21 protein-coding genes, 1 tRNA gene and 1 riboswitch are annotated in these 22622 nt (G+C 58.4%); of the genes, 14 read left to right on the top strand and 8 right to left on the bottom strand.

Annotated features, from left to right (window positions below):
• Positions 1-260: 260 nt before the first annotated feature.
• Positions 261-701 (top strand): GNAT family N-acetyltransferase, encoded by a 441-nt coding sequence (locus tag G5137_RS04510; RefSeq protein ID WP_266134531.1) that lies wholly within the window; start codon positions 261-263, stop codon positions 699-701.
• 5 nt (positions 702-706) lie between these two features.
• Here G5137_RS04510 and G5137_RS04505 read toward each other — a convergent pair whose 3' ends face one another.
• Positions 707-1249: a DUF1439 domain-containing protein gene (locus tag G5137_RS04505; RefSeq protein WP_005344183.1), complete on the bottom strand. Its 543-nt coding sequence runs from the start codon at positions 1247-1249 to the stop codon at positions 707-709.
• 95 nt (positions 1250-1344) lie between these two features.
• Between G5137_RS04505 and cls the strand changes: the two genes are divergently transcribed.
• Together cls and G5137_RS04495 are read left to right on the top strand one after the other, a co-directional pair.
• Positions 1345-2826, top strand: coding sequence for a cardiolipin synthase (cls, locus tag G5137_RS04500; RefSeq protein WP_421205839.1), 1482 nt, complete (start codon positions 1345-1347; stop codon positions 2824-2826).
• A gap of 107 nt (positions 2827-2933) precedes the next feature.
• Entirely contained in the window at positions 2934-4196 is a 1263-nt protein-coding gene (locus G5137_RS04495) for a DUF945 family protein (protein ID WP_421255003.1), read from the top strand.
• A 79-nt stretch (positions 4197-4275) separates the two neighbouring features.
• On the opposite strand, the gene purU is transcribed toward G5137_RS04495, so the two are convergent.
• On the bottom strand, positions 4276-5112 hold the full coding sequence (gene purU / locus G5137_RS04490; RefSeq protein ID WP_005344188.1) for a formyltetrahydrofolate deformylase: 837 nt from the start codon (positions 5110-5112) through the stop codon (positions 4276-4278).
• Positions 5113-5371: 259 nt separating this feature from the next.
• Positions 5372-5528, top strand: a riboswitch (FMN riboswitch).
• Between the two features lie 104 nt (positions 5529-5632).
• On the opposite strand from purU, the gene ribB reads away from it, so the two are divergent.
• Together ribB and G5137_RS04480 are read left to right on the top strand one after the other, a co-directional pair.
• Positions 5633-6286 carry a 3,4-dihydroxy-2-butanone-4-phosphate synthase gene (ribB, locus tag G5137_RS04485; RefSeq protein WP_100654777.1) on the top strand — a complete coding sequence of 218 codons (654 nt, stop codon included), beginning with the start codon at positions 5633-5635 and terminating at the stop codon, positions 6284-6286.
• 225 nt (positions 6287-6511) lie between these two features.
• Positions 6512-6754 carry an Lpp/OprI family alanine-zipper lipoprotein gene (locus G5137_RS04480; RefSeq protein WP_005334342.1) on the top strand — a complete coding sequence of 81 codons (243 nt, stop codon included), beginning with the start codon at positions 6512-6514 and terminating at the stop codon, positions 6752-6754.
• A 172-nt stretch (positions 6755-6926) separates the two neighbouring features.
• On the opposite strand, the gene G5137_RS04475 is transcribed toward G5137_RS04480, so the two are convergent.
• Together G5137_RS04475 and G5137_RS04470 are read right to left on the bottom strand one after the other, a co-directional pair.
• Positions 6927-7775, bottom strand: a complete 849-nt coding sequence (locus G5137_RS04475; protein ID WP_421255002.1) for a tetratricopeptide repeat protein — start codon at positions 7773-7775, stop codon at positions 6927-6929.
• Complete coding sequence (locus G5137_RS04470; protein WP_158112381.1) at positions 7772-8491, bottom strand: 4'-phosphopantetheinyl transferase family protein; 720 nt, start codon at positions 8489-8491, stop codon at positions 7772-7774. Before G5137_RS04470 ends, G5137_RS04475 begins: the two co-directional genes overlap by 4 nt.
• A gap of 275 nt (positions 8492-8766) precedes the next feature.
• Here G5137_RS04470 and G5137_RS04465 point away from each other — a divergent pair, with 275 nt between their 5' ends.
• From G5137_RS04465 to G5137_RS04450, 4 genes are all read left to right on the top strand, one after another.
• Positions 8767-9255, top strand: coding sequence for a C40 family peptidase (locus G5137_RS04465; protein WP_421172010.1), 489 nt, complete (start codon positions 8767-8769; stop codon positions 9253-9255).
• A gap of 148 nt (positions 9256-9403) precedes the next feature.
• Entirely contained in the window at positions 9404-10375 is a 972-nt protein-coding gene (gene rlmF / locus G5137_RS04460; protein WP_421255001.1) for a 23S rRNA (adenine(1618)-N(6))-methyltransferase RlmF, read from the top strand.
• 243 nt (positions 10376-10618) lie between these two features.
• Positions 10619-11344, top strand: coding sequence for a MaoC family dehydratase (locus G5137_RS04455; protein WP_204483864.1), 726 nt, complete (start codon positions 10619-10621; stop codon positions 11342-11344).
• A 244-nt stretch (positions 11345-11588) separates the two neighbouring features.
• Positions 11589-13004 (top strand): SLC13 family permease, encoded by a 1416-nt coding sequence (locus G5137_RS04450; RefSeq protein WP_204481267.1) that lies wholly within the window; start codon positions 11589-11591, stop codon positions 13002-13004.
• A 66-nt stretch (positions 13005-13070) separates the two neighbouring features.
• Here G5137_RS04450 and G5137_RS04445 read toward each other — a convergent pair whose 3' ends face one another.
• Both G5137_RS04445 and G5137_RS04440 read right to left on the bottom strand, forming a co-directional pair.
• Positions 13071-14060 (bottom strand): DUF481 domain-containing protein, encoded by a 990-nt coding sequence (locus tag G5137_RS04445; RefSeq protein WP_421172008.1) that lies wholly within the window; start codon positions 14058-14060, stop codon positions 13071-13073.
• A gap of 39 nt (positions 14061-14099) precedes the next feature.
• Positions 14100-15056: a L,D-transpeptidase family protein gene (locus tag G5137_RS04440; RefSeq protein ID WP_346213374.1), complete on the bottom strand. Its 957-nt coding sequence runs from the start codon at positions 15054-15056 to the stop codon at positions 14100-14102.
• 391 nt (positions 15057-15447) lie between these two features.
• Here G5137_RS04440 and G5137_RS04435 point away from each other — a divergent pair.
• The 4 genes from G5137_RS04435 to tsgA all read left to right on the top strand — a co-directional run bounded on the left by G5137_RS04435 (position 15448) and on the right by tsgA (position 18722).
• Positions 15448-15537 (top strand) — tRNA-Ser (locus G5137_RS04435).
• Positions 15538-15902: 365 nt separating this feature from the next.
• Entirely contained in the window at positions 15903-16484 is a 582-nt protein-coding gene (locus G5137_RS04430; RefSeq protein WP_421255000.1) for a DUF1349 domain-containing protein, read from the top strand.
• Positions 16485-16802: 318 nt separating this feature from the next.
• The gene (gene deoD / locus G5137_RS04425; protein ID WP_017780915.1) at positions 16803-17504 is read left to right on the top strand and encodes a purine-nucleoside phosphorylase; all 702 of its coding nucleotides are present in this window, start codon (positions 16803-16805) and stop codon (positions 17502-17504) included.
• A gap of 54 nt (positions 17505-17558) precedes the next feature.
• A complete protein-coding gene (gene tsgA, locus G5137_RS04420) occupies positions 17559-18722 on the top strand; it encodes an MFS transporter TsgA (protein ID WP_421254999.1) in 1164 nt (387 codons plus the stop codon).
• 97 nt (positions 18723-18819) lie between these two features.
• On the opposite strand, the gene G5137_RS04415 is transcribed toward tsgA, so the two are convergent.
• A complete protein-coding gene (locus G5137_RS04415; RefSeq protein WP_421254998.1) occupies positions 18820-19497 on the bottom strand; it encodes a Crp/Fnr family transcriptional regulator in 678 nt (225 codons plus the stop codon).
• A gap of 163 nt (positions 19498-19660) precedes the next feature.
• On the bottom strand, positions 19661-20989 hold the full coding sequence (gene rimO, locus G5137_RS04410) for a 30S ribosomal protein S12 methylthiotransferase RimO (protein WP_421254997.1): 1329 nt from the start codon (positions 20987-20989) through the stop codon (positions 19661-19663).
• Between the two features lie 293 nt (positions 20990-21282).
• Here rimO and G5137_RS04405 point away from each other — a divergent pair, with 293 nt between their 5' ends.
• Positions 21283-22407, top strand: coding sequence for an HD domain-containing phosphohydrolase (locus G5137_RS04405; RefSeq protein WP_227340941.1), 1125 nt, complete (start codon positions 21283-21285; stop codon positions 22405-22407).
• Positions 22408-22622 lie beyond the last annotated feature (215 nt).

Genomic DNA, 22622 nt, shown 5'->3' with positions numbered 1-22622 from the left:
ACAAACAGGGAGTTGTGAAGTGGAGGGGGGATTTGACCGAGGGACGGGGGGATGCCGGAGTATGGCCAGGAGAGGCGCCAAAAGGTGGAATTTTCCGGTAGCTAATGGTCATAAGCGTCTTAGGGAAGTGCTCCAGCATGCTCGCTTTTTTGTTAATAAAAGGCATGCTATCTTGCTGGTGTAAGCTGGTCTGGCTAGTTAGTTTCAATCTATCTTATCTACTGATTATAAAGGAATTTTTTGTGTCAGGAATGCTGGCGATGGAACTCATCTTCGAGGAGTACTGTGACGCCGATCTCTCTCTCATCAAGGATTATTACGAGACGACTTTTTCCCACTATGTGCCGGATCTGGCAGAGCGGGTCTTTGTCGTACGTGATGCTCACTGGCTGGTGGGGGCGGTTCGGTTGCGGGACGAGGAGGAGTTTTATCATCTGTGCGGCTTTCGTCTGTTGCCTCACTACCAGTCGCTGGGATTGGGTTCACGGCTGTTGCAGCACGCCTGTCACGGTCTGGAGGACAAACCGGTAGTCTGTCAGGTACTGCCTTTCGAGAAACCCTTCTATCTCAAGGCCGGTTTTGCCGATATCTCCCTCAACCAATTGAGCGGGTCACTCTTCTCCCTTTATGAGCAACAGCAGCAGCAGGGTTATCAGGTGGAGCTGCTGGTACGGGATACCAGCCAGCCCCTCCTGAATTGAGCGGGCTAGCGGGGTCTGGTCAGCAGGTGGATTTTGCCCGGTGACAGCTCCAGCCCCAGCAGGTTTTCTTTCAGCCAGGCTTGTTGCGGATCCTTGTCATCCAGTCGGTAAACCGGTTTGCTCTCAAGACGCTTCTCCATGCTCTGCAGCAGCATACCGAGCATCATGCCGAACTTTCTCTCTGCCGCCTCCGGTTCCAGCTTGTACTCCACCAGTTTCATGTTGTCGAGAAACAGCGCGCTCTGGCTCTTGTCATAGCGGGGTCTTGCCTCATAGGTCATCTGCAGGCGGGCGTCATATTCGGTATTGTCGGGCAGGGCGATCTTGAGCTTGCCCTTGCCATAGACTCGGGCGGTGTCTGGCTGTTGACGGCCAATCTGGACATCGCTCTGCTCCAGCTTCACATGGGCCTTTATGATGCCGGGCAGCTCCAGCTGTTTGTCGACTTGCACCTGGGATTGCAGGTACTGATTGATCTGCTGCTCATTGATGTCATATGAGCCTTGACCTAGCATGGCCAGGCTGAGCAGCATGGATTGCAGAATCATGGGGGCAACCTGATAGAATGGATTTGCCTTACAGCATACCATTCCTGACTGGCAGGATCTGCCGACCACTGTTTGTTGATGAAAAGGAGTTACCGTTGCTAAACGGTCTGGAACATGATCTCCACCTGCTGTTCTCCCGCTTTCTGGGCTGGCTGCTACTGCTTTTTCATACCGTTATCGTCGCGGGTGTGTCGTTTCGGGTAGTGATGAAACGCCGCCCCATCGGGGTGTCGCTGGCCTGGCTGGCGCTGATCTACGCCATTCCGTTTGCCGGCGTCGGCTTTTACTTGCTGTTTGGTGAAATCAAGTTGGGGCGCCGCCGCGCCGAGCGGGCACAGGCCATGTATCGCCCTTACGCTATCTGGATTCGTCAGTTGGCCCGCCTTTTCCCCCAGCATTGCTGCGAGGTGGGGGAAAAGGCCCAACCATTGCACGATCTGATCCAGGGGCGGTTGGCCATGCCCATGCTCTCCGGTAACCGGATGACTCTGCTCAGCCAACCCGACCAGATCCTGCATGAGATTGCTCAGGATATTCGCCGCTCGACGCTCTCATGCTATCTGGAGTTCTATATCTGGCACCCCGGCGGTGATGCCGACGAGGTGTGTGAAGCACTGATGGAAGTCGCGCTGTGCGGCGTGGATTGTCGTTTGTTGCTCGATTCGGTGGGCAGCAAGCACTTCTTCCGCTCCGGGTGGCCGAAAAAGCTGCGCAAGGCGGGGGTCAAGCTGGTGGAGGTGCTGCCGGTCGGCGCCTGGCGCATTCCGTTCCAGCGGCAGGATTTGCGAATGCACCGCAAGTTGGTGGTGATCGATGACAAGGTCGGCTATACCGGCTCCATGAACATGGTGGATCCCCGTTTTTTCAAGCAGGATGCCGGGGTCGGCCAGTGGGTCGACATCATGATCCGGGTGCAGGGGCCCATGGTGCCGCTGATGTGGTCGATCTTTGTCTGGGACTGGGAGATGGAGACCGGCGAGCGGCTGCTCGACAGTCTGCAGCATGAGCCGGAAGCCTGGCCCCAGACCAACTACCGCGCCCAGCTGATCCCGTCCGGCCCCTTCGTCGGCGGCGACTGCATCCAGCAGAGCCTGCTGCTGGCCATCTATCAGGCGCGCAGCCATCTGGTGCTGACGACCCCTTACTTTGTGCCCGACGATCCGCTGGCGGCCGCACTCAGTTCGGCGGCGGCGCGCGGGGTGCAGGTGCAGCTGGTGTTGCCGGCACGCAACGACTCCATCATGGCCAATTACGCCTGCAACGCCTTTATGGAGGAGCTGCTGGCGGCCGGGGTGGAGATCTACCGCTACGATGCCGGTCTGCTCCATACCAAGAGCGTGCTGGTGGATGATGACTTCGCGCTGGTGGGGACGGTCAATCTGGATCGGCGCAGCCTCTGGCTCAACTTCGAGGTGACCCTGCTGGTGGATAACCCCTCGTTCGTGGCCCAGATGACCCGGCTGGTACAGGGCTATATGGCGGAAGCCACCCCGATGACCCTGGCCCAATGGCAGGCCCGCCCCTGGTACAAGAAGGCGATGGAGAACATCTTCTATCTCTTCAGCCCCTTGCTGTGATGTTGTGGCGAGCCGCAAGAAAGTGGACTCGCCATCTGATTGGACTTGCCTAGCCCCGAGTCCGCCCCGTAGAGTGCAGTGACAACTCCCTGGAGACACATGGATATATGAAAAAGATAGTGGCCCTCGCCGTGGGTGCGGCACTGGTAGGTGGTGGTCTGGCTGCGTGTTGGTACACGGGCAACAGCTTCGACAACATCATGGCGGAGCAGATCGCCAAGGTAGAGCAAGAGACCGGTATCGATATGCAGTGGCAGCCGAGTAGCAGCAGCCTCTTCACCCGTGACGGGGTCCTGAAGGTCGTGGTGACGCCGGAGGAGCTGGTTGCCATTGACAGCGAGCTGGAGGGCAGTCAGTCCATCGAGTTGCAACTGGTGGTCAAGAGCCAGATCCTGCCGCTCTACATCAAGAGCTACCTCCTGCTCGATACCCATAATGGCACGCTAGCGCCGGTTTTCACCGCACTGGGCATGGAGCAGTGGGAACTCGGTCTGGAGTCGGTCACCAGTCTCTGGACCCAGGGTAACAGCAGCCGTTTCTGGGCCAATGAATTCAAGGTAAAACAGGGGCTGGACGAGTTCAGCTTCCTGCCCCTGAGCGGCGAGTTCCACGGCAATCTGGAGGGGAATGGTCACCTCACCATGACCTGGCAGGGGATGACGGTCCATGAAGAGCAGAGCAAGATGGACTTGGTGCTTGCCGATCTGAAAGGGAGTGCCGACATTGCCGAGATCAGCGGTGTGCTCCTCTCGCCCCAGAGCGAGATGACCCTCTCGGCCCTCACGGTACAACTGCCTGACAGCGTCAAGGTTGCCCTGCAGGGGATGATTACCGAGACTCAGCTGACCGGTGATGATGCCCAGACCCTCTCCAGCAGCTATCAGATGAAAATTGCCAAGCTGGATCTGGAGAACGAGACTGACACCCTGGCGGTGACCGACAGCAAGTTGGCGCTCAACCTCAACGGTCTGGATCTGGAAGGGTATCAGGGGCTGCAGGCCGCCGGTGGCAAGGGAGTTGAAGATGCCGCTATCCAGCAGGCGCTGGACAAGATGCTCAAACGTGGCGCGACCCTTGAACTGGCCGATCTCAGCGCCAAGCTCAACGGTGAGGCGGTGACCATGAAGGGGGACGTGAAGCTGGCCTCCACTTCGCTGGAGCAGCTGTTCAACAGCGACGCGGGAATGCAGGCCCTCTCCGGCGTGCTGCATGCCAGCCTCAGCGACAAGCTGGGCAAGGCGGTGCCGCAACTGGCCCCCATGCTCGATCAGCTGACCCTGATGGGTTATCTGAAGGCCGACAAGCAAGCGCTGACCTCCGAGCTGAAGCTGGAGAAGGGCGCGGTGACGGTAAACGATCTGCCGCTCTGACACTCGGCGCAGAAACAACAACGGCTCCCGCGGGAGCCGTTGTTGTTTCTGGCGTTTGCATATGGGCCGTGTGGGCGAATTACTTGAAGACCACCGTCTTGTTGCCGTAGACGAACACCCGCTCGTTCAGTACCAGCTCCAGCGCGCGGCTCAGCACCGATTTCTCCACATCCCGACCCGCCTTGGCCATGTCGTCCGCACTGAAGGCATGACCGACGTGGATCACGTCCTGTTCGACGATGGGGCCTTCATCCAGATCGTCGGTCACGAAGTGGGCGGTGGCGCCGATCAGCTTGACGCCGCGATCAAACGCCTGCCGGTAGGGGCGGGCACCGATGAAGGCGGGTAGGAAGGAGTGGTGGATGTTGAGGATCTTGCGCGGGTAGGCCTCGACGAAGCTCGGGGTCAGCACCCGCATGTACTTGGCCAGGATCACATAGTCAGGCTCATAGCTGTCGATGATGGCGCGAACCTGCTCCTCATGCTCTGTCCGGCTCAGACCCTCGTGACTGACGGTGTGGAACGGGATATCGAACTTGCCGGTGAGCTCGGCCAGGGTGTCGTAGTTGCCGATCACCGCGACGATATCCATATCCAGCGCGCCCGCGTAGTTCTTCATCAGAATATCGCCGAGGCAGTGGGTCTCTTTGGTCACCAGGATGACGATGCGCTTCTTGCCCGCCTTGACCAGACGGCGCTGGGCACCGGTGGGCAGGGCATCATCGAGGTCGGCCAGCAGGGTCTCGTCGTTGAAGCGTCCCTCCAGCTCGGTACGCATAAAGAAGCGGCCATTCTCGTGATCCACAAACTCATCGTTCTTGATGATGTTGAGCTGGTGCTTGTAGCAGATGTTGGTGATCTTGGCGATGAGCCCTTTGGCATCCGGGCAATCCGTGAGCAGTATTTTCTTTTCCATCTCTGTCATTTTCCGTTTGTGGTGTTGGCGCTGCTGTCTGCGCCGGCAGCGTTGTTCAGGCTCTCTTTTCGGGCCCTGTTTTTTTGTTTCGGGAACTATGCCATAAACCGATCCGCGCCATAAAGAAATTCGCCAGTCATGGTCTTTCGTGCTGGCGAGCGGGCCGCAGAGCGGGATCCCGGGCGCAATGTTGAAACGCTTTTCAGCCTGCGGGGGATTTTGGCTGGTATCTGCAACCGTTTTTCTTTAGGCTGTCTGCGCTTATTCTCAGGGCGGGGTGCAATTCCCCACCGGCGGTATCCCGATTGACTCGGGGAGCCCGCGAGCGCCCGACTTGGCTGATTGCCGGGTCGGGGTCAGCAGATCCGGTGAGATGCCGGAGCCGACGGTCATAGTCCGGATGAAAGAGGATAAGACAGACCTTGCCGTGTTGGCCCTTGTGGGCTGGCCGCTGCATGCCCGTCTCTGTCTGCCTTTCCATGCCCTGATTCTGGTCCTTGTCTTGTTTAGGAGTTTTACCATGAATCAGTCTCTACTCAGTGAATTCGGTGATCCCGTTGCCCGTGTCGAAGCGGCTCTGTCTGCCTTGCGTGCCGGAGGCGGCGTGCTGGTGGCCGACGATGAAGATCGGGAGAACGAGGGCGACCTCATTTTCGCCGCCGAATCCATGACCAATGAACAGATGGCGATGATGATCCGCGAGTGCTCCGGCATCGTCTGCCTCTGCCTGCCCGACGAGCGGGTTCGCCAGCTCGAACTGCCGATGATGGTGGAGGCCAACTCCAGCCACTACCAGACCGCCTTTACCGTGACCATCGAAGCGGCGCAGGGGGTCACGACCGGTGTCTCGGCGGCTGATCGCATCACCACCATCCGCGCGGCTATCGCTGACGGCGCCAAACCGGGTGATCTGCATCGCCCGGGTCATGTTTTCCCGCTGCGGGCGCGAACCGGTGGGGTGCTTACCCGCCGTGGTCATACCGAAGCGACGGTCGATCTGATGCAGCTGGCTGGCCTCAAACCGTTTGGTGTGTTGTGTGAATTGACCAAAGAAGATGGCTCGATGGCGCGTCTGCCAGACCTGGTTGCGTTCGGTCGCAAGCACCAAATGCCGGTGCTGACCATCGAGGATCTGGTGCAATATCGTCAATTGTTGTCAGAACGTACAGCCTGAGCCTCATACGAAATTGTAATAAGGCAAAAATTTGGTTAACCTTTGTCCGTGCCCCCACCACACGACACTCATTTTTTAGACGAATCTGGACAAAAACTGTTCATTCAAAAAAAAATGAGGGTTTTAATGCATTTATCTGTGGTGGGGACTATGCAAAGTAGGATTTTTTTGTGCCATAATCACGCCGCTTGCTAAACGTCTGGCGAGTTCAAGGGAGCTTTAAAAATGAAAAAATTGTTGTTGGTAGGTGTTGTTGGTCTGTCCGCTCTGCTGGGCGGTTGTGCAAACACCAGCGAACTGGAAACTTCCGTTCAGAATCTGTCTAACAAAGTTGACCAACTGGCTCAAGATGTTAGCGCAGTTCGTGCTGATCAGTCCAAAATCGCTGCTGATGTTGCCGAAGCCAAGCAAGAAGCTATGCGTGCTAACCAGCGCATCGACAACATGGCTACTTCCTACAAGAAGTAATCCATGCGAAAAAAATGGCGCAGTTTTGCGCCATTTTTTTTTGCCTGAAATTCACAGTATCTCCACTATTCCCACAGCACCTTATTCCCACAGTACCTTCTTCGTACTTGACCCATGAGGTCATGCCGGTCTCCCGGCACTCCCCCATCATTACCAGCCAGTTCGATTCCGATCAGTAGAGCAGACTATAGAGTTTGCGACGGTAGCTCTGCGCCTGTGGTGTGTTACCCATAGTGGCGAGAATATCGAGATAGGTCTTTCTGGCTTCGCCGAATGCCAAGTCCCGTTTGAGGATCGCCAGCAGCAGTTCCAATGCCTCTTCCTGACGGCCGGCCTGGTTGTATTGCACAGCAAGTTCTTGTGCCAGACCAAAATCATCAGGCTGTTCTGCATGACGGGCTTCCAGCGCGCGCAGTTCCGGGCTGTCTGCCGCTTGCAGGGCCAGCGCCAGTCGTGAGCTCAGGGTATGGAAGTGACTTTCCTGTGCCACCATCGGGATGGTGCCGAGGCGCTCCTGCGCTTCATCCAGCAGGTTGAGGTCGAGCGCGGCCTGAATGAGCCACAGGCTGATGTCGTGACGTTCAGGGGCCAGCTGGTGTGCCTTGGTCAGATGGGCATAGGCGATGCTGGGCTGCTCGTCAGCCAGTGCCTGTTGCCCCTTGGCCAGCAACTCTTCCTCTTCTTTGGGGGTGAAGGCGGCGAAATACTGGCGCAGGGTGGCTTCATCCTGCGGCCCTTCGATGATCCCCTGTTCGTCAGGGCGACCCTGATGGAACAGCACCAATGCGGGTAGGGCGCGCAGGCCGAGCTGGCTGGCGAGCGGTTGCAACTGGGGATCGTTCATATCCACCTTGGCCAGGGTGACCTGATCATTAGCGGGCCCAACCAGTGATTCGATCAGCGGTGTCATCCCATGACACTCCGGCATCTGCGGAGCATGGAAATAGATGACGACCGGCTTCTTCATGGAGGCATCGATCAGTTCAGCGTGAAAATTCTGGGGAGTAATGTCGACGATCATGAGTTGGACTCTTCAGAAAGGGTGTTGAGTAACATGGGGTTGAGTGACTGGCAATTCAAGCGCTCATCAAGCCGGTAAAAGGTCACGGGGGTTGCCGCCGCGAGACTGAGCCAGCCGCTGGCAAAGGGCCAATCCTGTACCTGATAAGGGGTGTCATCGAGCCGGTTGTCGAGTCGCCACCCTTCCTCCGGGAGAAACCGCACCTTCTCCAGTCCCGCTGCTATGCCGCCACCGTGGGCTTTCAGTACCGCCTCCTTGCGTGACCAGAGCCGGTAGAAGGCACTCTCCTGCTCTGGAGCAGGCAGCGCGCAGAGCCACTCATATTCACTCTGTGCATAAAACCGGCGGGCCAGGGGGAGGGGGTGATGCCGCCGTTTGCCCAGTTCGATATCCACCCCAAGCTGCCCCTGCGGGCAGAGCGCCAACACCAGCCAGCTGCCACTGTGGCTCAGATTGAACTGCCAAGCATCATCATGCAGTTGGGGCTTGCCGTGGGGGCCGTTGCAAAATTGCAGGCTGGCGGCAGGGCGTTGCAGCCTCTCGGACAACAGCTGGCGCAGCAGGGCGCGGCTCACCAGATATTCCTGACGCCGTTCAGGATGGGTCATGGTTTGCCAGATATGCAGCTCATCGGTTGACAGCCATTCAGGCAATTGAGCAAGCAGTGCCTGGCATACCCTGGCTGGTTTTAACAAAAAAAGATCGGTTTCGATCATGATTTTTCACTTTAAAAAGGTGCTGAAGCAGGGATAAAAGCCAGTTATCTATGAGGCCAAAGGTCCTTTTTGCGATTGTATATTGTTTGGGCATGATCACATTAATTATGAAAAATCGTGCATTTCCTTGCAAAAATGTGAGCTTGATAGGGATTTTCACTTGCCTCGGTAGAATTCTTGGATATAGTCGGGTGCTGTTGCCTTATAAATTGCCCTTTGGGGCCGTATTTTAACAAGATTTACTATTTTGCGGGGATAAAGGATTGCGCTACCTGATGCTACTGCTGGTCGCGCTCGGAATGGCGGGTTGTGCTTCGGCACCCCAACCCGAGGTCGCGAGCAAGATCGAAGTTTCCATGATGGAACCCGTTATTGAACCGGAAGCTTCCCAGACACCCGATGTGAATGAAATCCTGACAGTATACAAAGAGTGGCGCGGTACCCCTTACCGCTACGGTGGTACAACCGAACGTGGTATCGATTGTTCCGCCTTCGCCCGTGAAGTGTTTCGCAATGCGGTCGGTATTGAACTTCCCCGCGATACCCGCTCTCAAGTTCACGAAGGGACGCGCGTTTCCAAGCAGGATCTGGTCGAAGGTGATCTGGTCTTCTTCAAAATCAATCGTCGTCTCAACCACGTTGGTATCTATGTCGGGAATGGCGAATTCATTCACGCCTCGACTCGAGCCGGTGTGACCCGCTCCAAGCTGGACAGCCAATACTGGCGCAGCAAGTTCTGGCAAGCTCGCCGGATCGATATCTGAGTCAGGCTGGACAAACGGCTCGCAGTACGGACTGTTTTTCCAACCTCACTTGAACCGGGCTCGATAGCCCGGTTTTTTATTGCCCTCGTTTAGACTTTCCCGAGTCAAATCACTATAGTGTGGGCCCGTTTTCTTCGGCAGGCTCAGCATGAAACCCCGCATCCCATCAGCTGGTGGCCCCAAGTCGGGCGACCGTAAATCCGGACTTCACTCCCGTAATCGCCATCAGGCGGGTTACGACTTTGAGGCGCTCTGCCTGCGAACTCCCGAGTTGGCCGTCCACGTATTTATCAATGACTACGGTACCCGCACCATCGATTTTGCCAATCCCGATGCAGTGAAGTCCCTCAATCGCGCCCTGCTGGCCCATCACTACGGGATTGCCCACTGGGACTTGCCTACCGGTTACCTCTGCCCGCCTATCCCGGGACGGGTGGACTACCTGCACTGGGCGGCCGATCTGTTGGCCGAGAGCGCAGGCCAGCTCCCTACCGGCAAGGGGGTGAGAGTGCTGGATATCGGGGTGGGGGCAAACTGCATCTATCCGCTGCTAGGCTGCCGCGAATATGGCTGGCGTTTTGTCGGATCGGATATCGATCCGGTCTCGGTCAAGGCGGCCACCCTGCTGGCCAAGAGCAACGGGCTCGGCAATCAGATTGAGTGTCGCCTGCAGGGAAACCCCAACCATGTGTTTCGCGGCATCATAGGGCCAAAGGAGCGCTTTGCCCTGACGCTGTGCAATCCGCCGTTCCATGCGTCGCTGGAAGAGGCGAACAAGGGGACGGAGCGCAAGCTGCGCAATCTGGGCAAGGAGGTGACAGGCGCCCCTGTGCTCAACTTCGGCGGCCAGAAGGCCGAGCTCTGGTGTGAAGGGGGCGAGGCGGCGTTTCTGGCCAACATGATCGCCCAGAGCAAGGAGTTTGCCACTCAGTGCCTCTGGTTCAGCTCGCTGGTGTCGAAAAAAGAGAATCTGCCGGGGGCGAAAAAGGCGTTGAACCGGGTGGGGGCGCGTCAGGTACGGGTGATCGACATGGCGCAGGGCAACAAGGTGAGCCGGATCCTCGCCTGGTCCTTTCTGGATGAAGAGGGATTGCGTAGCGGCTGGTCGAGCGCGCGCTGACCCCCACCACAAGGCCCGATGAGGGCCTTTTTCATGATGAGCCCCGCGAATTTCCCCTGCTGGCGGCATCTTTGGCAATCGATTTCCTCATTGGCAGATCGTGCTGGTTTACATGGTGTAAGTAGTTACTTCCGCCTTGGTACAGGTGTACGCCGAGATTTTTTTGCACTTACAGCTGAAACTTTAATAAAATAGGACTGGTTAGACCTCTTTACAGGCAATGAATCACATAGGGATCGGAACATGAAAGTTGTCGATTTTCTGAAGCGCAAGCGCGAAATTTTGGCGCAGCACCCCTTTGAGCTCAAGGATTGGCTCTCACCGGCGATCCGCGACTACTGGCGTGAGTTTCAGCAAAAGGCACATCTTCACCCTTTGCTGGGTCGTGTACTGGACTTGCAAACCGAGACCCAGAGCGAGCAGCAACAGGATGCAGCAACCGTGGCACGGGTGGCCAACGGTCAGCCTGCCGTGGCTCAGGAACCCGCTGTGGAGCTGGGAGCCGAGGCTGCCGAGCTCTATGCCGCCCTGCAGGCTCGCATTGGTGAAGAGACCCATGTGGGCGAGTGGCTGCACGTCAGCCAGCAGATGATCGATCAGTTTGCTGCCGTGACCGGGGATCATCAGTGGATCCACACCGATCCGGAGCGCGCGGCCGCCGAGTCGCCTTTCAAGACCACCATCGCCCACGGCTTCCTGACCCTGGCGCTGCTGCCGCAGTTGACCGGCTCGGTCGATGAGGCCACCCCCGAGTTCCCGACCGCCCGCATGGTGGTGAACTTCGGGCTGGATCAGGTACGTTTCCCGTACCCCATCAAGGTGGACAGCAACATCCGCGCCCGCACCAAGCTGGCCCGGGTCACCCCCATCAAGGGTGGGCTGGAGCTGCTCAAAGAGATCAAGGTGGAGATCGAAGGGATCCGTCGCCCGGGTTGCGTCATCGAGTCGGTGACCCGCATCTACTTCTGAGCCCCTCATCGGTATGAATGGTGAAACGGGCCCGCTGTCGTGTGCAACGAACAGCGGGCCCGTTTTTTTGCCTGTTTGTTGCAAGGTCTGAGGCGTCAGCCATTGCGCGCCGACCCCAGCTTGATATGACTCACAAAACGGTGCGCCGTGCAGTTAGCCAGCTCTCATTTTGGCGAGTTGGCCGCGTGAGGCGATAGCATGTTATGCCACTATTGGCTTCTTACTCCCGATCCTGGAGACAATAGTGCCCATCAATAACAAGATTATTCTGCCACTGCTGCTAAGCCTCACCATCCTGCTGATCCCGACCCACTGGATCCCGCTGGAGGGGATCACCGTCATCGAGCAGCGGGTCGTGGCTATTTTCGTGCTGGCCGCCCTCTGCTGGATCCTGGAGCCCATCCCTATCTTCGCCACCTCGGTGCTGATCATCGTGCTGGAGCTGCTGCTGCTCTCCGACAAGGGGCTCTGGTTCATGACTGCCGACAAGGCCGAACCGGGGTTTGGTGAGCTGCTCAAGTCCACCGAGGTGATGGCGACCTTTGCCTCGCCGGTCATCATGCTGTTTCTCGGCGGTTTTTTCCTCGCCATTGCGGCGACCAAATACCATCTGGACGTCAATCTGGCGCGGGTGTTGCTGCGCCCGTTTGGTCAGGATCCCCGGATCGTCATGCTGGGGCTGATGTTGATCACCGCCACCTTCTCCATGTTTATGAGCAATACCGCCACCACCGCCATGATGCTGGCCATCCTTACCCCTGTGCTGGCGGCATTTCCCGACAAGGACCCGGCCAAAATCGGCTTTGTGCTGGCCATTCCGCTGGCGGCCAACCTCGGCGGGATCGGCACTCCCATCGGTACTCCGCCCAACGCAGTGGCCCTCAAATACCTGACCGGCGAGCATGCCATCTCGTTCGGTCAGTGGATGGGATTTGCGGTGCCCTTTGTGGTGTTGCTGTTGCTGCTTGGCTGGTTCCTGCTGGGGCGCTTCTTCCCGAGTTCCCTCAAGCGGATGGATCTCAAGATTGAGGGGCGCTTTATGCAGACCCCTCGCGCCTGGGTGGTCTACCTCACCTTTATCACCACCATAGTGCTCTGGCTGCTGGGGGATCTGCATGGCATGAGCTCCTACGTGGTCGCCATGATCCCGGTAGCGGTGTTCCTGACCACCGGCATCATCACCAAGGACGATCTGCACAAGATCTCCCTCGATGTGCTCTGGCTGGTCTCGGGTGGTATCGCGCTGGGGCTGGCGCTGGAGGACTCCGGGTTGGCCGAGCGGCTCATCACCCACATTCCGTTCCACGAATACTCCACGCTGGCGGTGCTGATTGGTGCCTGTCTGCTGGCAGTGGTGATGGCCAACTTCATGTCCAACACCGCAACCGCCAATCTGTTGCTGCCACTGGTGGCGGCACTGGCGGTCAGTATGCCGGAGCTGGCAGAGTGGGGCGGTAGTCACACCCTGATCCTGGCGGTCACCATTTCGGTTTCGCTCGGGATGTCGCTGCCCATCAGTACCCCGCCCAATGCGCTGGCCCACGCCACCGGTCTGGTGGAGAGTCACCAGATGGTGCGCATCGGCGTCATCATGGGGTTGGTCGGCACCCTGCTGGCGATGGTATGGATCTACCAGATTGCCGCCTGGGGGCTGATCTAGCGAGCCTGTCTGCCTAAAGCAAAGAGGAGCCGAATTGGCTCCTCTTTGCGTGTTGGGGAGCCGGGGCTAGAAACTGACGCCAAGGCTGAGCAGGTGTCTTAATTCGCTCTCGCGGGGTTCCGGGCTGCCTGTGTCGACAAGGATGTCAGCATCTTCCCAATTCAGCTCACTCGACCAGGAGAGGCGCAGATGGTCATTGAAGTAGTAGCGCAACCCTATGCTGCCTTTCAGGTCCTGATTACGGGTGACATAGGGGGAGGGTTGTGCCAGATATTTCAGATAGCGCCCCTGGCTGAACAGTTCCATTTTCTCCTGCCAGAGGGAGAAAGGTTGGCGATAATCCCAGTTCAGGCCAGCGAAGGGGTAGTCTATGACCCGTTCGCCCAGAAAAACGCCGGTGATCTTGCTATCTTCACGGAAGTAGAGCCGACTTAGCCCCCCTTGGGCCATCAGCTCCAGTCGGCGGCGCTTGTCGTTCCAAAAGCGATAGCCAGGCCCCGAGCCATAGTCCATGTAGAGATAGCGATCTTTATCCAGCATGTCATATTCGGCATCGAGTGAGGTGCGCAAGAACCACTGCTGGTTGAAGAAGTAGTCCAGCGTAGGGTTGAGCTGATAATCATGGCTGTCGGTGACGTTGTCAGCGGTCTCATAGGTATATTCACCGGAGAAGCTGTAACGCCAGTCCAGATTGGCCAGCTCGCTTTTCCACTTGAGGTTGACGTTGTTGGTCTGCTTGTCATTCTGTTTGAGTTTGACATTGAGATCGCCGCTGCCGGTCCAGAGCCAGGCGTTGCGTTCATCCTGGTCATCCTCGAACAGCTTGAGCCCACCCTTTGCCGTCGCCTTGGGTTTGTCCTCTTTATCGATACGCCAGCGTTTGATGGCCTCTCGCTGGACGGTGACTGCGCCGCTGTAGGGCAGGGCGATGCGCACCGACTGTTTGGTCACCTCCTCGATGTTGCCGGTCAGACGATCGCCATTGTTCATCCAGAGAATGTCCTTGGCCCACAAGGAGTGACAGACCAACAGGAGCAGGAGGGGCAGGAATTTCATGAGGTAAGGTGACTCCGGTGCGACTCGGGCGCTGGTGACTTAACCACTGACAAGTTGGCTGCTGATGGGGCGGGGCAGGCCATTTTTGCTCTCCAGCGCCGCCGTCACCTCATCCTGCATCACGTCAGGTGCACTGATAAAGCTCTCTATGGCCGGAGATAGCACCAGCGGGGCGCCATTTTCAAGCTCCTCTTCGGTGCGGGAGAGCGGGGAGTGCACCTCCAGCCAGCGCCGACCATCCGGTTCGATGGCGACCTTGACCGGTTGATTGATGACCCGTACCGGCGTGCCGATCGGCACAATCTTGAACAGGGCCTCAATATCGTCAGGTCGCAGCCGGATGCAGCCTGCACTTACCCGCAGGCCAACGCCAAAATCCTTGTTGGTGCCGTGGATCAGGTAGTCGCGCTTGCCATAGCCAAGGCGCATGGCGAACTTGCCGAGGGGATTCTCCGGGCCGGGGGGCACCACGGCGGGCAGGGTGATCCCTTTTTGCTCCAGCCAGGATTTGCGCACCATGGGGCCGGGAACCCAGGTCGGGTTGGGATTCTTCTCGATGACGGTGGTGGTCATCTCGGGTGTTTCGCGGCCGATATCGCCAATCCCGATGGGCAGCACGATGACCTCGTTCTTCCCTTTGGGGAAGTAGTAGAGGCGCAGTTCGGGCAGATTGATGACGATCCCCTCGCGAGGCACATCAGGCAGCAGCATCTGGGTGGGCAGCGTCAAGCGGGTGCCCGGCTTGGGTAAATAGGGGTCTACACCCGGATTTGCTTCAAGCAGCGCCAAAAATCCAATTTGTGTATTTTTGCCAACCAGCTCCAGATGTTCATTCTGCTGGATGATGTAATCCTCCAGCTCACCGATTAGGCGACTCCCGGCAGGTGGCAGCGGGTAGCGTTTGGCCTCTGCCGGCGTGGCGCAGAGCAGGATCGCTGCCAGCAGCAGGGAAAGGGCGGGCGTTATGGAGAGGGGCATGAGTTTCGGCAATCGCATAAGGAGATCCATCAGTTCAATCGGGGCGGAACATCATCAACACAGCCGCCAGGATGGCGCGATTGTTCCTCAATCAGCCCATGATTACCAGCTTGCCGCGCACCCGCAATGATTTGGGGATACATAGGAAACCAGCCAAAATCGGCATCACCCATAAATTTGAGTGCCAAGCAAAAAAAAGAGGCGCCTCATGGCAATGGGGGAATATCACGACGTGGATAATGGCCAGGTGTGCGAGCGGGTGGATACAGGGCCATACAAGAGTGGCCTCGCAACGCAGGCCGTGCGTGAAGCATTGTGAACCTGCTCCCAGATAGCTGATTCAGCCATTTGATATCTAAGAAATTTTTATTGCATCCTCGGTCCAGCTCGGGTAAAAATCTCATCCCACGGAGAGATGCCGGAGTGGCCGAACGGGATTGACTCGAAATCAATTGTGGCAGCAATGCCACCCAGGGTTCGAATCCCTGTCTCTCCGCCACATACCAAGCCCAAGCAATTAAATTGCTTGGGCTTTTTCGTTTCGTGTGATGCCTGATATGCCATCTGATGTTGGCGGGCTTGAAGCGTCCCCTCTATCGACCACCTGTTAGTCGACTCGAGCCCATATCGAGATGTCTTATCGTCGTGCAATAGGGGCCCCCTTTTACTTGCCCGATCGCCTATCGGTTGCAAGGTTGGCCCCAACGGCTTGCTCGCCAGTCATGATGGCGACACAATGGAGTCCCTTTGGTTGGCCGCTCGCAGCTGGGGCTCGTGGCCGAATGGCCAGCGATAGTATGAGCGCGCCCGAGTGTTATGGGCCGGTGACAACGGGAAACATGGCGAGAACAGGAGCAAAAGAGGATGAGGGAAGGGCTTGAATGGTTCTGGCTCAATGAACCGGCCGAATGGCACAAAACAAGCGACGGCTTGCTGGTGGTAACGGACAAGCAGACCGATTTTTGGCGCAGCACCTGGTATGGTTTCGAGCGCCACAGTGGGCATCTCTATGGCTGTGAGGTCGAGGGGGAATTTACCTTTCAGGTCTGTGTCGAAGGGGAGTACACGACCCTCTACGATCAGGCGGGGCTGATGTTGCTGCAAGACGAGGCGCACTGGCTCAAAGCGGGGATAGAGTACAACGATGCCCAACCGATGATCGGCAGCGTGCTCACCAATCAGCGATCTGACTGGGCCACCGGTATTTTCAGCGGCAATCCGCGCCGTTTCTGGCTGCGCCTGACCCGGCTGGCCGATTGTCTGCGTCTGCAATACTCCACCGATGGTGAGGTGTGGCCACTGCTGCGGCTCGCTCCGTTCCCGCCAGGCGAGCGCTGCTTTATCGGGGTGATGTGCTGCACCCCCGAGCGGCAGGGGTTGGTGGTGCGTTTTTCGGATCTGCGCCTCACGCCGCCCCTTGGCAAGGCACTGCATGATTTGAGCTAGCCAGCCCATGGCTGGCATTGCGTGTCAACCGGCAGAGTGAACAATGCCATCGGCCCGCAGCGTCAGTTGCAGGGTCTATCGAGCGGGAGGGCCGTTACCCTCCCGCTTTTTTATGCCGGTAGGTCGGGAATGGCGGGTGGCTGTGATGGGCAAGCCTTGGCAAGCAACGTCGAAAAGCATGCGGTATGCGATGTAGCGACAACAAGTTGCCGGAACTGGGATCTCGATCGGGGCAACAGGACTTTTGTCCTGCAAGGGGCGAGGGGGCGGGGGCTAGGATGCCCTCATCCACACGAGTCAAACTGGAGCACAACAACAATGACCGCTCATATCAATGCCAACCCGGGCGATTTCGCCGAGACCGTCATCATGCCGGGAGACCCGCTGCGGGCCCGCTATATCGCCGAGACCTTTCTGACCGACGCGCGCGAGGTGACCAATGTGCGCAACATGCTGGGCTACACCGGCTACTACAACGGCCAGCGCATCTCGGTGATGGGCCACGGCATGGGGATCCCCTCCATGGTGCTCTACGCCCACGAGCTGGTGAATGACTTCGGCGTCAAGCGCATCATCCGCATCGGCAGTCTGGGGGCGACCCAGCGCCACGTGCAGATGCGTGACGTCATTCTGGCGCAGGCGGCGGGCACCGACTCCCCGACCAACGCCAAGCGCAGCGCCGGCTACCAGATGGCCACCTCGGCCGACTTCGCCCTGCTGCACAAGGCCTTTACCAAGGCGCAGGAGAAGGCGATTCCGGTCAAGGTGGGCAATATCTTCACCGGCGACCTCTATTACGATCCGGACGACAACCTGATCCCGGCGCTGGAGAAGTTCGGCGTGCTCGGCATCGACATGGAGGTGGCCGGTCTCTACGGGCTGGCCCATCAGCAGGGGATCGAGGCGCTCGCCATCCTGACCGTCTCCGACCACTGCCTGACCGGTGAAGAGACCACAGCCGAGGAGCGGCAACTCTCCTTCAACCAGATGATCGAGCTGGCGCTGCACACCGCGCTGTAAGCGCCGCGGCCCGCCCAACCCTGCCCGTACCCTGACCCTTATGAGAGATCCAATATGAACAATAAGCTCTCCCTCACTGCCATCAGCTTCCTGGCCAACTTCGTGATGGCCGGTTTTGCGACCCAGTTCGGCATGCTGATCGACCCCATCGCCGCCAAGTTTGGCGCCGACGTCAATCAGGTGGCCTCCATCTTCTCCCTGCTCAACGGCGGGGCGCTGGCGGGCACCATTGCCGCCTTCTTCCTCATCGAGAAGGTGGGCCTCAAGCGGATGACCCTGCTCTGCTACGGCCTGATCGCGCTGGCGGCGGCTTCGCTCCATCTGACCGGCTCGCTCTATGTGGTGATGGCGGCCATGACGGTGATTGGCCTGTGTGGCGGGGTGGGGCTCTGCATTGCAGGGACGCTGGTGGTGAGCGTGTGGCAGGCGCGGATGCAGAGCACCATGCTGGTGGTGCAGGATGCCACCTTCAACGTGGCCGGGGTGGTCTTCCCGCTTATCACTACCTACACCCTGACTCACGCCATGGCGTGGAGCTGGAGCTATCTGGCGGTGGGTGTGGTGGCGCTGGCAACCATGCTGGTGGCGGTGTTGACCAACTTTCGCAGCTGCGAGGCGGGCGGCGAGAGCGCCGGCAACGAGCACTCGGAGTGGAACCTCGGCATCATCAGCGGCGGGCTGGGGCTCTTTCTCGGCATGCTGGCGCTCTACACCTTCCTCACCTGGGCGCCCATGTTCGTGAAGAATAAGTTCGGCATCCCCTTCGAGGAGGCGGGCAACATCATCACCCAGTACTGGACGGCGGCCCTGCTCGGCGCGCTGGTCTCCACCGCCATTGTGACCCGCGTTGCGATCCGCACCTTCCTGCTGGTGATCATCACCTTGGCGATGGGGATGACGGCGCTCATCGTCACCACCGACAGCCTGAGCCATCTGCCTTACCTCACCTATGGCTACGGCTTTGTCTGCGCCGCGCTCTACAATGCCTTTATCGCCTACGGGGTGTCGTTTGTGCGCCAGGCATCGAGCAAGAACGTCTCCTATATCCTCATCAGCGGCAGCGCGGGGGCCATGTTCAGCCCGGCCATCAGCGCCATGTTCGAGCAGGTGATCGGCCTGCAGGCGGTGATGTACGCCATCCCGCTTATCTACGCCGTGATCCTCGCCATGCTGGTCGCTTCACTGCGCATGGCCCGGCCCCAGCCTTGTCTGGCCTGAGCGGGAGAGTAAACAGCAAGAGGGGCGGTATAAACCGCCCCTCTTTTTTGTTGCTGTTCCACTTGTTGCTGTTCAGTCGGCAACTGATGCCCGCGAGTTATGGCTGTTCCAGAAAGGCCTTGAGCCCCGCTAGATCGCGGATCTGCAACCCCTCTTCGCCGCGCTCCACCAGTCCCTTGTCCATCAGCTCTTTCACCGCCCGCCGGTAAACCCGGTCGGTGGTACCGAAGCGCTCTGCCTCCTGATACCCCTTGCGAAAGCCGCTCACCGGGTTGTGGTGACAGTGGCTGTGATAGAGGTCGAGGGCGATGTTGTAGCTGATGGGGTAGAGCATGCGGCAGGTGAAGATATCCACCGTGTCCTGATAGTCGATGGCGATGGCGGTAGCGAAGAAGAGCGCCACCTTGGGGTGGGCGACCAGCGCCTGCTCCAGCTGCTCGCCATCGATGCGGGCCACTTCCAGCGGCTCCTCGGCGATGATGTCGAGCTGGCAGCGGTAGCCGGTGAAGAACTCCATCTCGCCAAACAGCTGGTTGTCGCACTCAAGGGTGCCGAGCTGAAAGCGGCGGCCATTCATGGCGGTGTGGCCCATGGCGATGCGGCCGCCCGGTACCAGCACCAGATCCCGCAATAGCTCCCCCTGACGCATCAGGGGCTCCCCCTCGGGGATCAGATGCTGCTCCGTGATGCAGGATTGCACTACCTGCACGATAAGATCATGACTGGCCTGCCAGTGGGGCTGAAAGCGTCCCTTGAGAAGGGGTTTGAGTTGCATGGGATTTCGAGTCGTCGCCAAACAGAAACGACTATTACACACCCTTGCATACGGATATGCCAGTTTTGTACCGCAAAGTGGGGCTTACTGGTGTAGAAGTGCAATCTGGAAGCATAAAAAAGCGCCCGAAGGCGCTTTTTCATTGAGCGGTGGTCAGCAAGGGTTAGCTAATCAGGCTGGCCCACAGGTCATATTCGTCGGATTCGTCGATCCGTACCTTGACCATGTCCCCCGGCTTGAGGCCGGTTTCGCCGTTGAGGTAGACCAGACCGTCGATCTCCGGTGCATCGGCGAAGGAGCGGCCAGTGGCACCCTCTTCATCCACTTCGTCGATGATGACGGTCATCTCCTGACCCACTTTGCGGGCCAGCTTGCGGATGGAGACCTGCTGTTGCAGCTCCATAAAGCGCTGGAAGCGCTCTTCCTGAATCGCTTCCGGTACCGGATCCGGCAGCTCGTTGGCCAGCGCCCCTTCGACCGGGCTGTATTTGAAGCAGCCGACCCGATCCAGCTCTGCCTTGTTGATAAAGTCCAGCAGCATCTGGAAATCTTCTTCGGTCTCGCCCGGGAAGCCGACGATAAAGGTGGAGCGCAGGGTGATCTGCGGGCAGATCTCGCGCCACTTCTGGATCCGCTCCAGGGTGCGCTCGACCGTACCCGGGCGCTTCATCAGTTTGAGGATGCGCGGGCTGGCGTGCTGCAACGGAATATCGAGGTAGGGCAGTACCTTGCCATCGCGCATCAGCGGGATGACGTCATCCACGTGCGGGTAGGGGTAGACGTAGTGCAGACGCACCCAGATGTCGAGCTTGGCCAGCTCTTCGCACAGGGCGACCATGCTGGTCTTGACCGGCATGCCGTCGTAGAAACCGGTGCGGTGCTTCACATCGACGCCGTAGGCGGAGGTGTCCTGGGAGATCACCAGCAGCTCCTTCACGCCCGCCTCTTTCAGGCGCTTGGCTTCGGCCAGCACGTCGCCGATGGGGCGGCTCACCAGATCACCACGCATGGAGGGGATGATGCAGAAGGTGCAGCGGTGGTTGCAGCCCTCGGAAATCTTCAGATAGGCGTAGTGGCGCGGGGTCAGCTTGACGCCGTGGGCCGGTACCAGACTTGTGAAGGGGTTGTGCTGCGGCTTCTCCACATATTTGTGGACGTGGCCCAGCACCTCTTCATAGGCGTGGGGGCCGGTGATCTCGAGCACCTTGGGGTGGATCTCGCGGATCTGATTCTCTTTGGCGCCGAGGCAGCCGGTGACGATCACCTTGCCGTTCTCGGCCAGCGCTTCGCCGATCGCTTCCAGCGACTCTTGCACCGCGCTGTCGATAAAGCCGCAGGTGTTGACGACGACCAGCTCGGCATCGTCATAGCTGGGCACCACATCGTACCCTTCGGTACGCAGCTGGGTCAGGATGCGTTCTGAATCGACCAGGTTTTTGGGGCAACCCAAGGAGACGAATCCTACTTTGGGGGCCTGTTTTGTGTTGGACATCGCTCAATCACTCTTAGGTGGCTCTTCTTTAAGGGCGCGGATTTTACCGGAATGGTTAACCAAAAACTATACAGCCAGCATGGCAGAACTGAACAATATCTCCGAGTGGGCAGGATTGGGCCGTGCGAATAGCGGCTGATGGTGGAGCCCTGACTGGCGCGCAGTCCCTGCTGCACAGGTTTGTGACTGGTAATATGCATTGCTGACTTATTAGTCAATTTCGCGGTCTGTGGCTGGGAACCCTGTCACGGGTACCCCTATACTCCCATCATGGTGATCCGGTGGAGAAGGCAATGGAAAGTTCATTTGGCGAAAGAATGCAGAATCTGCACGCTACGCTGCGCGAGCGTTTTGACAAGCTGAGTCGGGTGGCCATTGCGATTTACGATCCCCATACCGATCAGCTCAAGACCTTCGCCCACAGCACCGAGGGGCCCTCGCCGCTGGTGCAGTATGAGGTGAAGCTGAGCGATGTTCCATCCTTGCGCTATCTGGCGGAGCACAAGCACCCCCGGGTGCTTGGCAATCTCGATGCCCTGCGTGGTTCCGCGTCGGAACACAGCCGCAAGCTGCTGGAGGCGGGCTATGCCTCCAGCTATACCGAGCCGCTGTTGTTCAACAGCAAGCTGTTTGGTTTTCTGTTTTGCGATGCCATGGAGCCGGGCTATTTCGATGAGTCGATCCAAAGCGAGCTGTCGGCCTATGCCCAGATGTTGTCCGCCATCATTGCGGTGGAGTTCTTCTCTATTCAGACCCTCGGCGGCGCGCTGACCACGGCACGTGAGTTCAGTCGCTATCGGGATGAGGAGACCGCCAACCATCTGCATCGGATGTCGGCCTACTCCCGACTGATCGCCAAGACGCTGGCCCCGACTTGCGGGCTGAGCGACGAGGAGGTGGAGTTTGTCTACCTCTTCTCCGAGCTGCACGACATCGGCAAGATCGCGGTGCCGGATGCCATTTTACTCAAGCCGGGCAAGCTGACCCCGGAAGAGTTCGAGATCATGAAGGTTCACACCAGCAAGGGGCGAGAGATGATCAGCCTGATGATCAATGAGTTTGGCCTCGATGGCATTCACCACACCGATATGCTGACCAACATCATCGCAGGCCATCATGAGCGTTTTGATGGCACCGGTTATCCGCTGGGCCTGGCGGGGGAGGCGATCCCGCTGGCGGCGCGTATCGTGACGGTGGCTGATGTTTTTGATGCCCTGACCAGCGAGCGCCCCTACAAGCAGGCCTGGCCGTTCGAGACGGCGTTTGCCTATCTGGAGGAGCATGCCGGCAGCCAGTTTGATCCCGCCTGTGTCGCTGCGGCCCTGCACAACAAGGCCGAGTTTTATGCCATCTATCAGCAGTATCAGGATCCCGCCAGTTCATCCGGTGTGGCGGCCAGTGGCGCAGAGCCGGGTTGAGCGCGTGTGATGAGCGTAAGGGGGAAAGAGGCGGTTCAAGCATGACGAGGAATAAATAGAGAGGGGGCACCAGCAGGTGCCCCCTCTCTTTTATGCGCCTTTCTATTCCATGCGCACTTATTTTGTCGACCTTGTAACTGTAGTGGTCAACTAAATCCGGACACTTGGTTAGGCCGATCTTCGGCTTTTGCTGGCGGTATCCCATTATTGTGGTG

Origin of the sequence: Aeromonas sp. 600282 (genome assembly GCF_049175755.1) — a bacterium.
Classification (GTDB): domain Bacteria; phylum Pseudomonadota; class Gammaproteobacteria; order Enterobacterales; family Aeromonadaceae; genus Aeromonas; species Aeromonas veronii_A.
The sequence above is the reverse complement of the archived record's forward strand: the minus strand, read 5'-3'. Positions and strand labels throughout refer to the sequence as shown.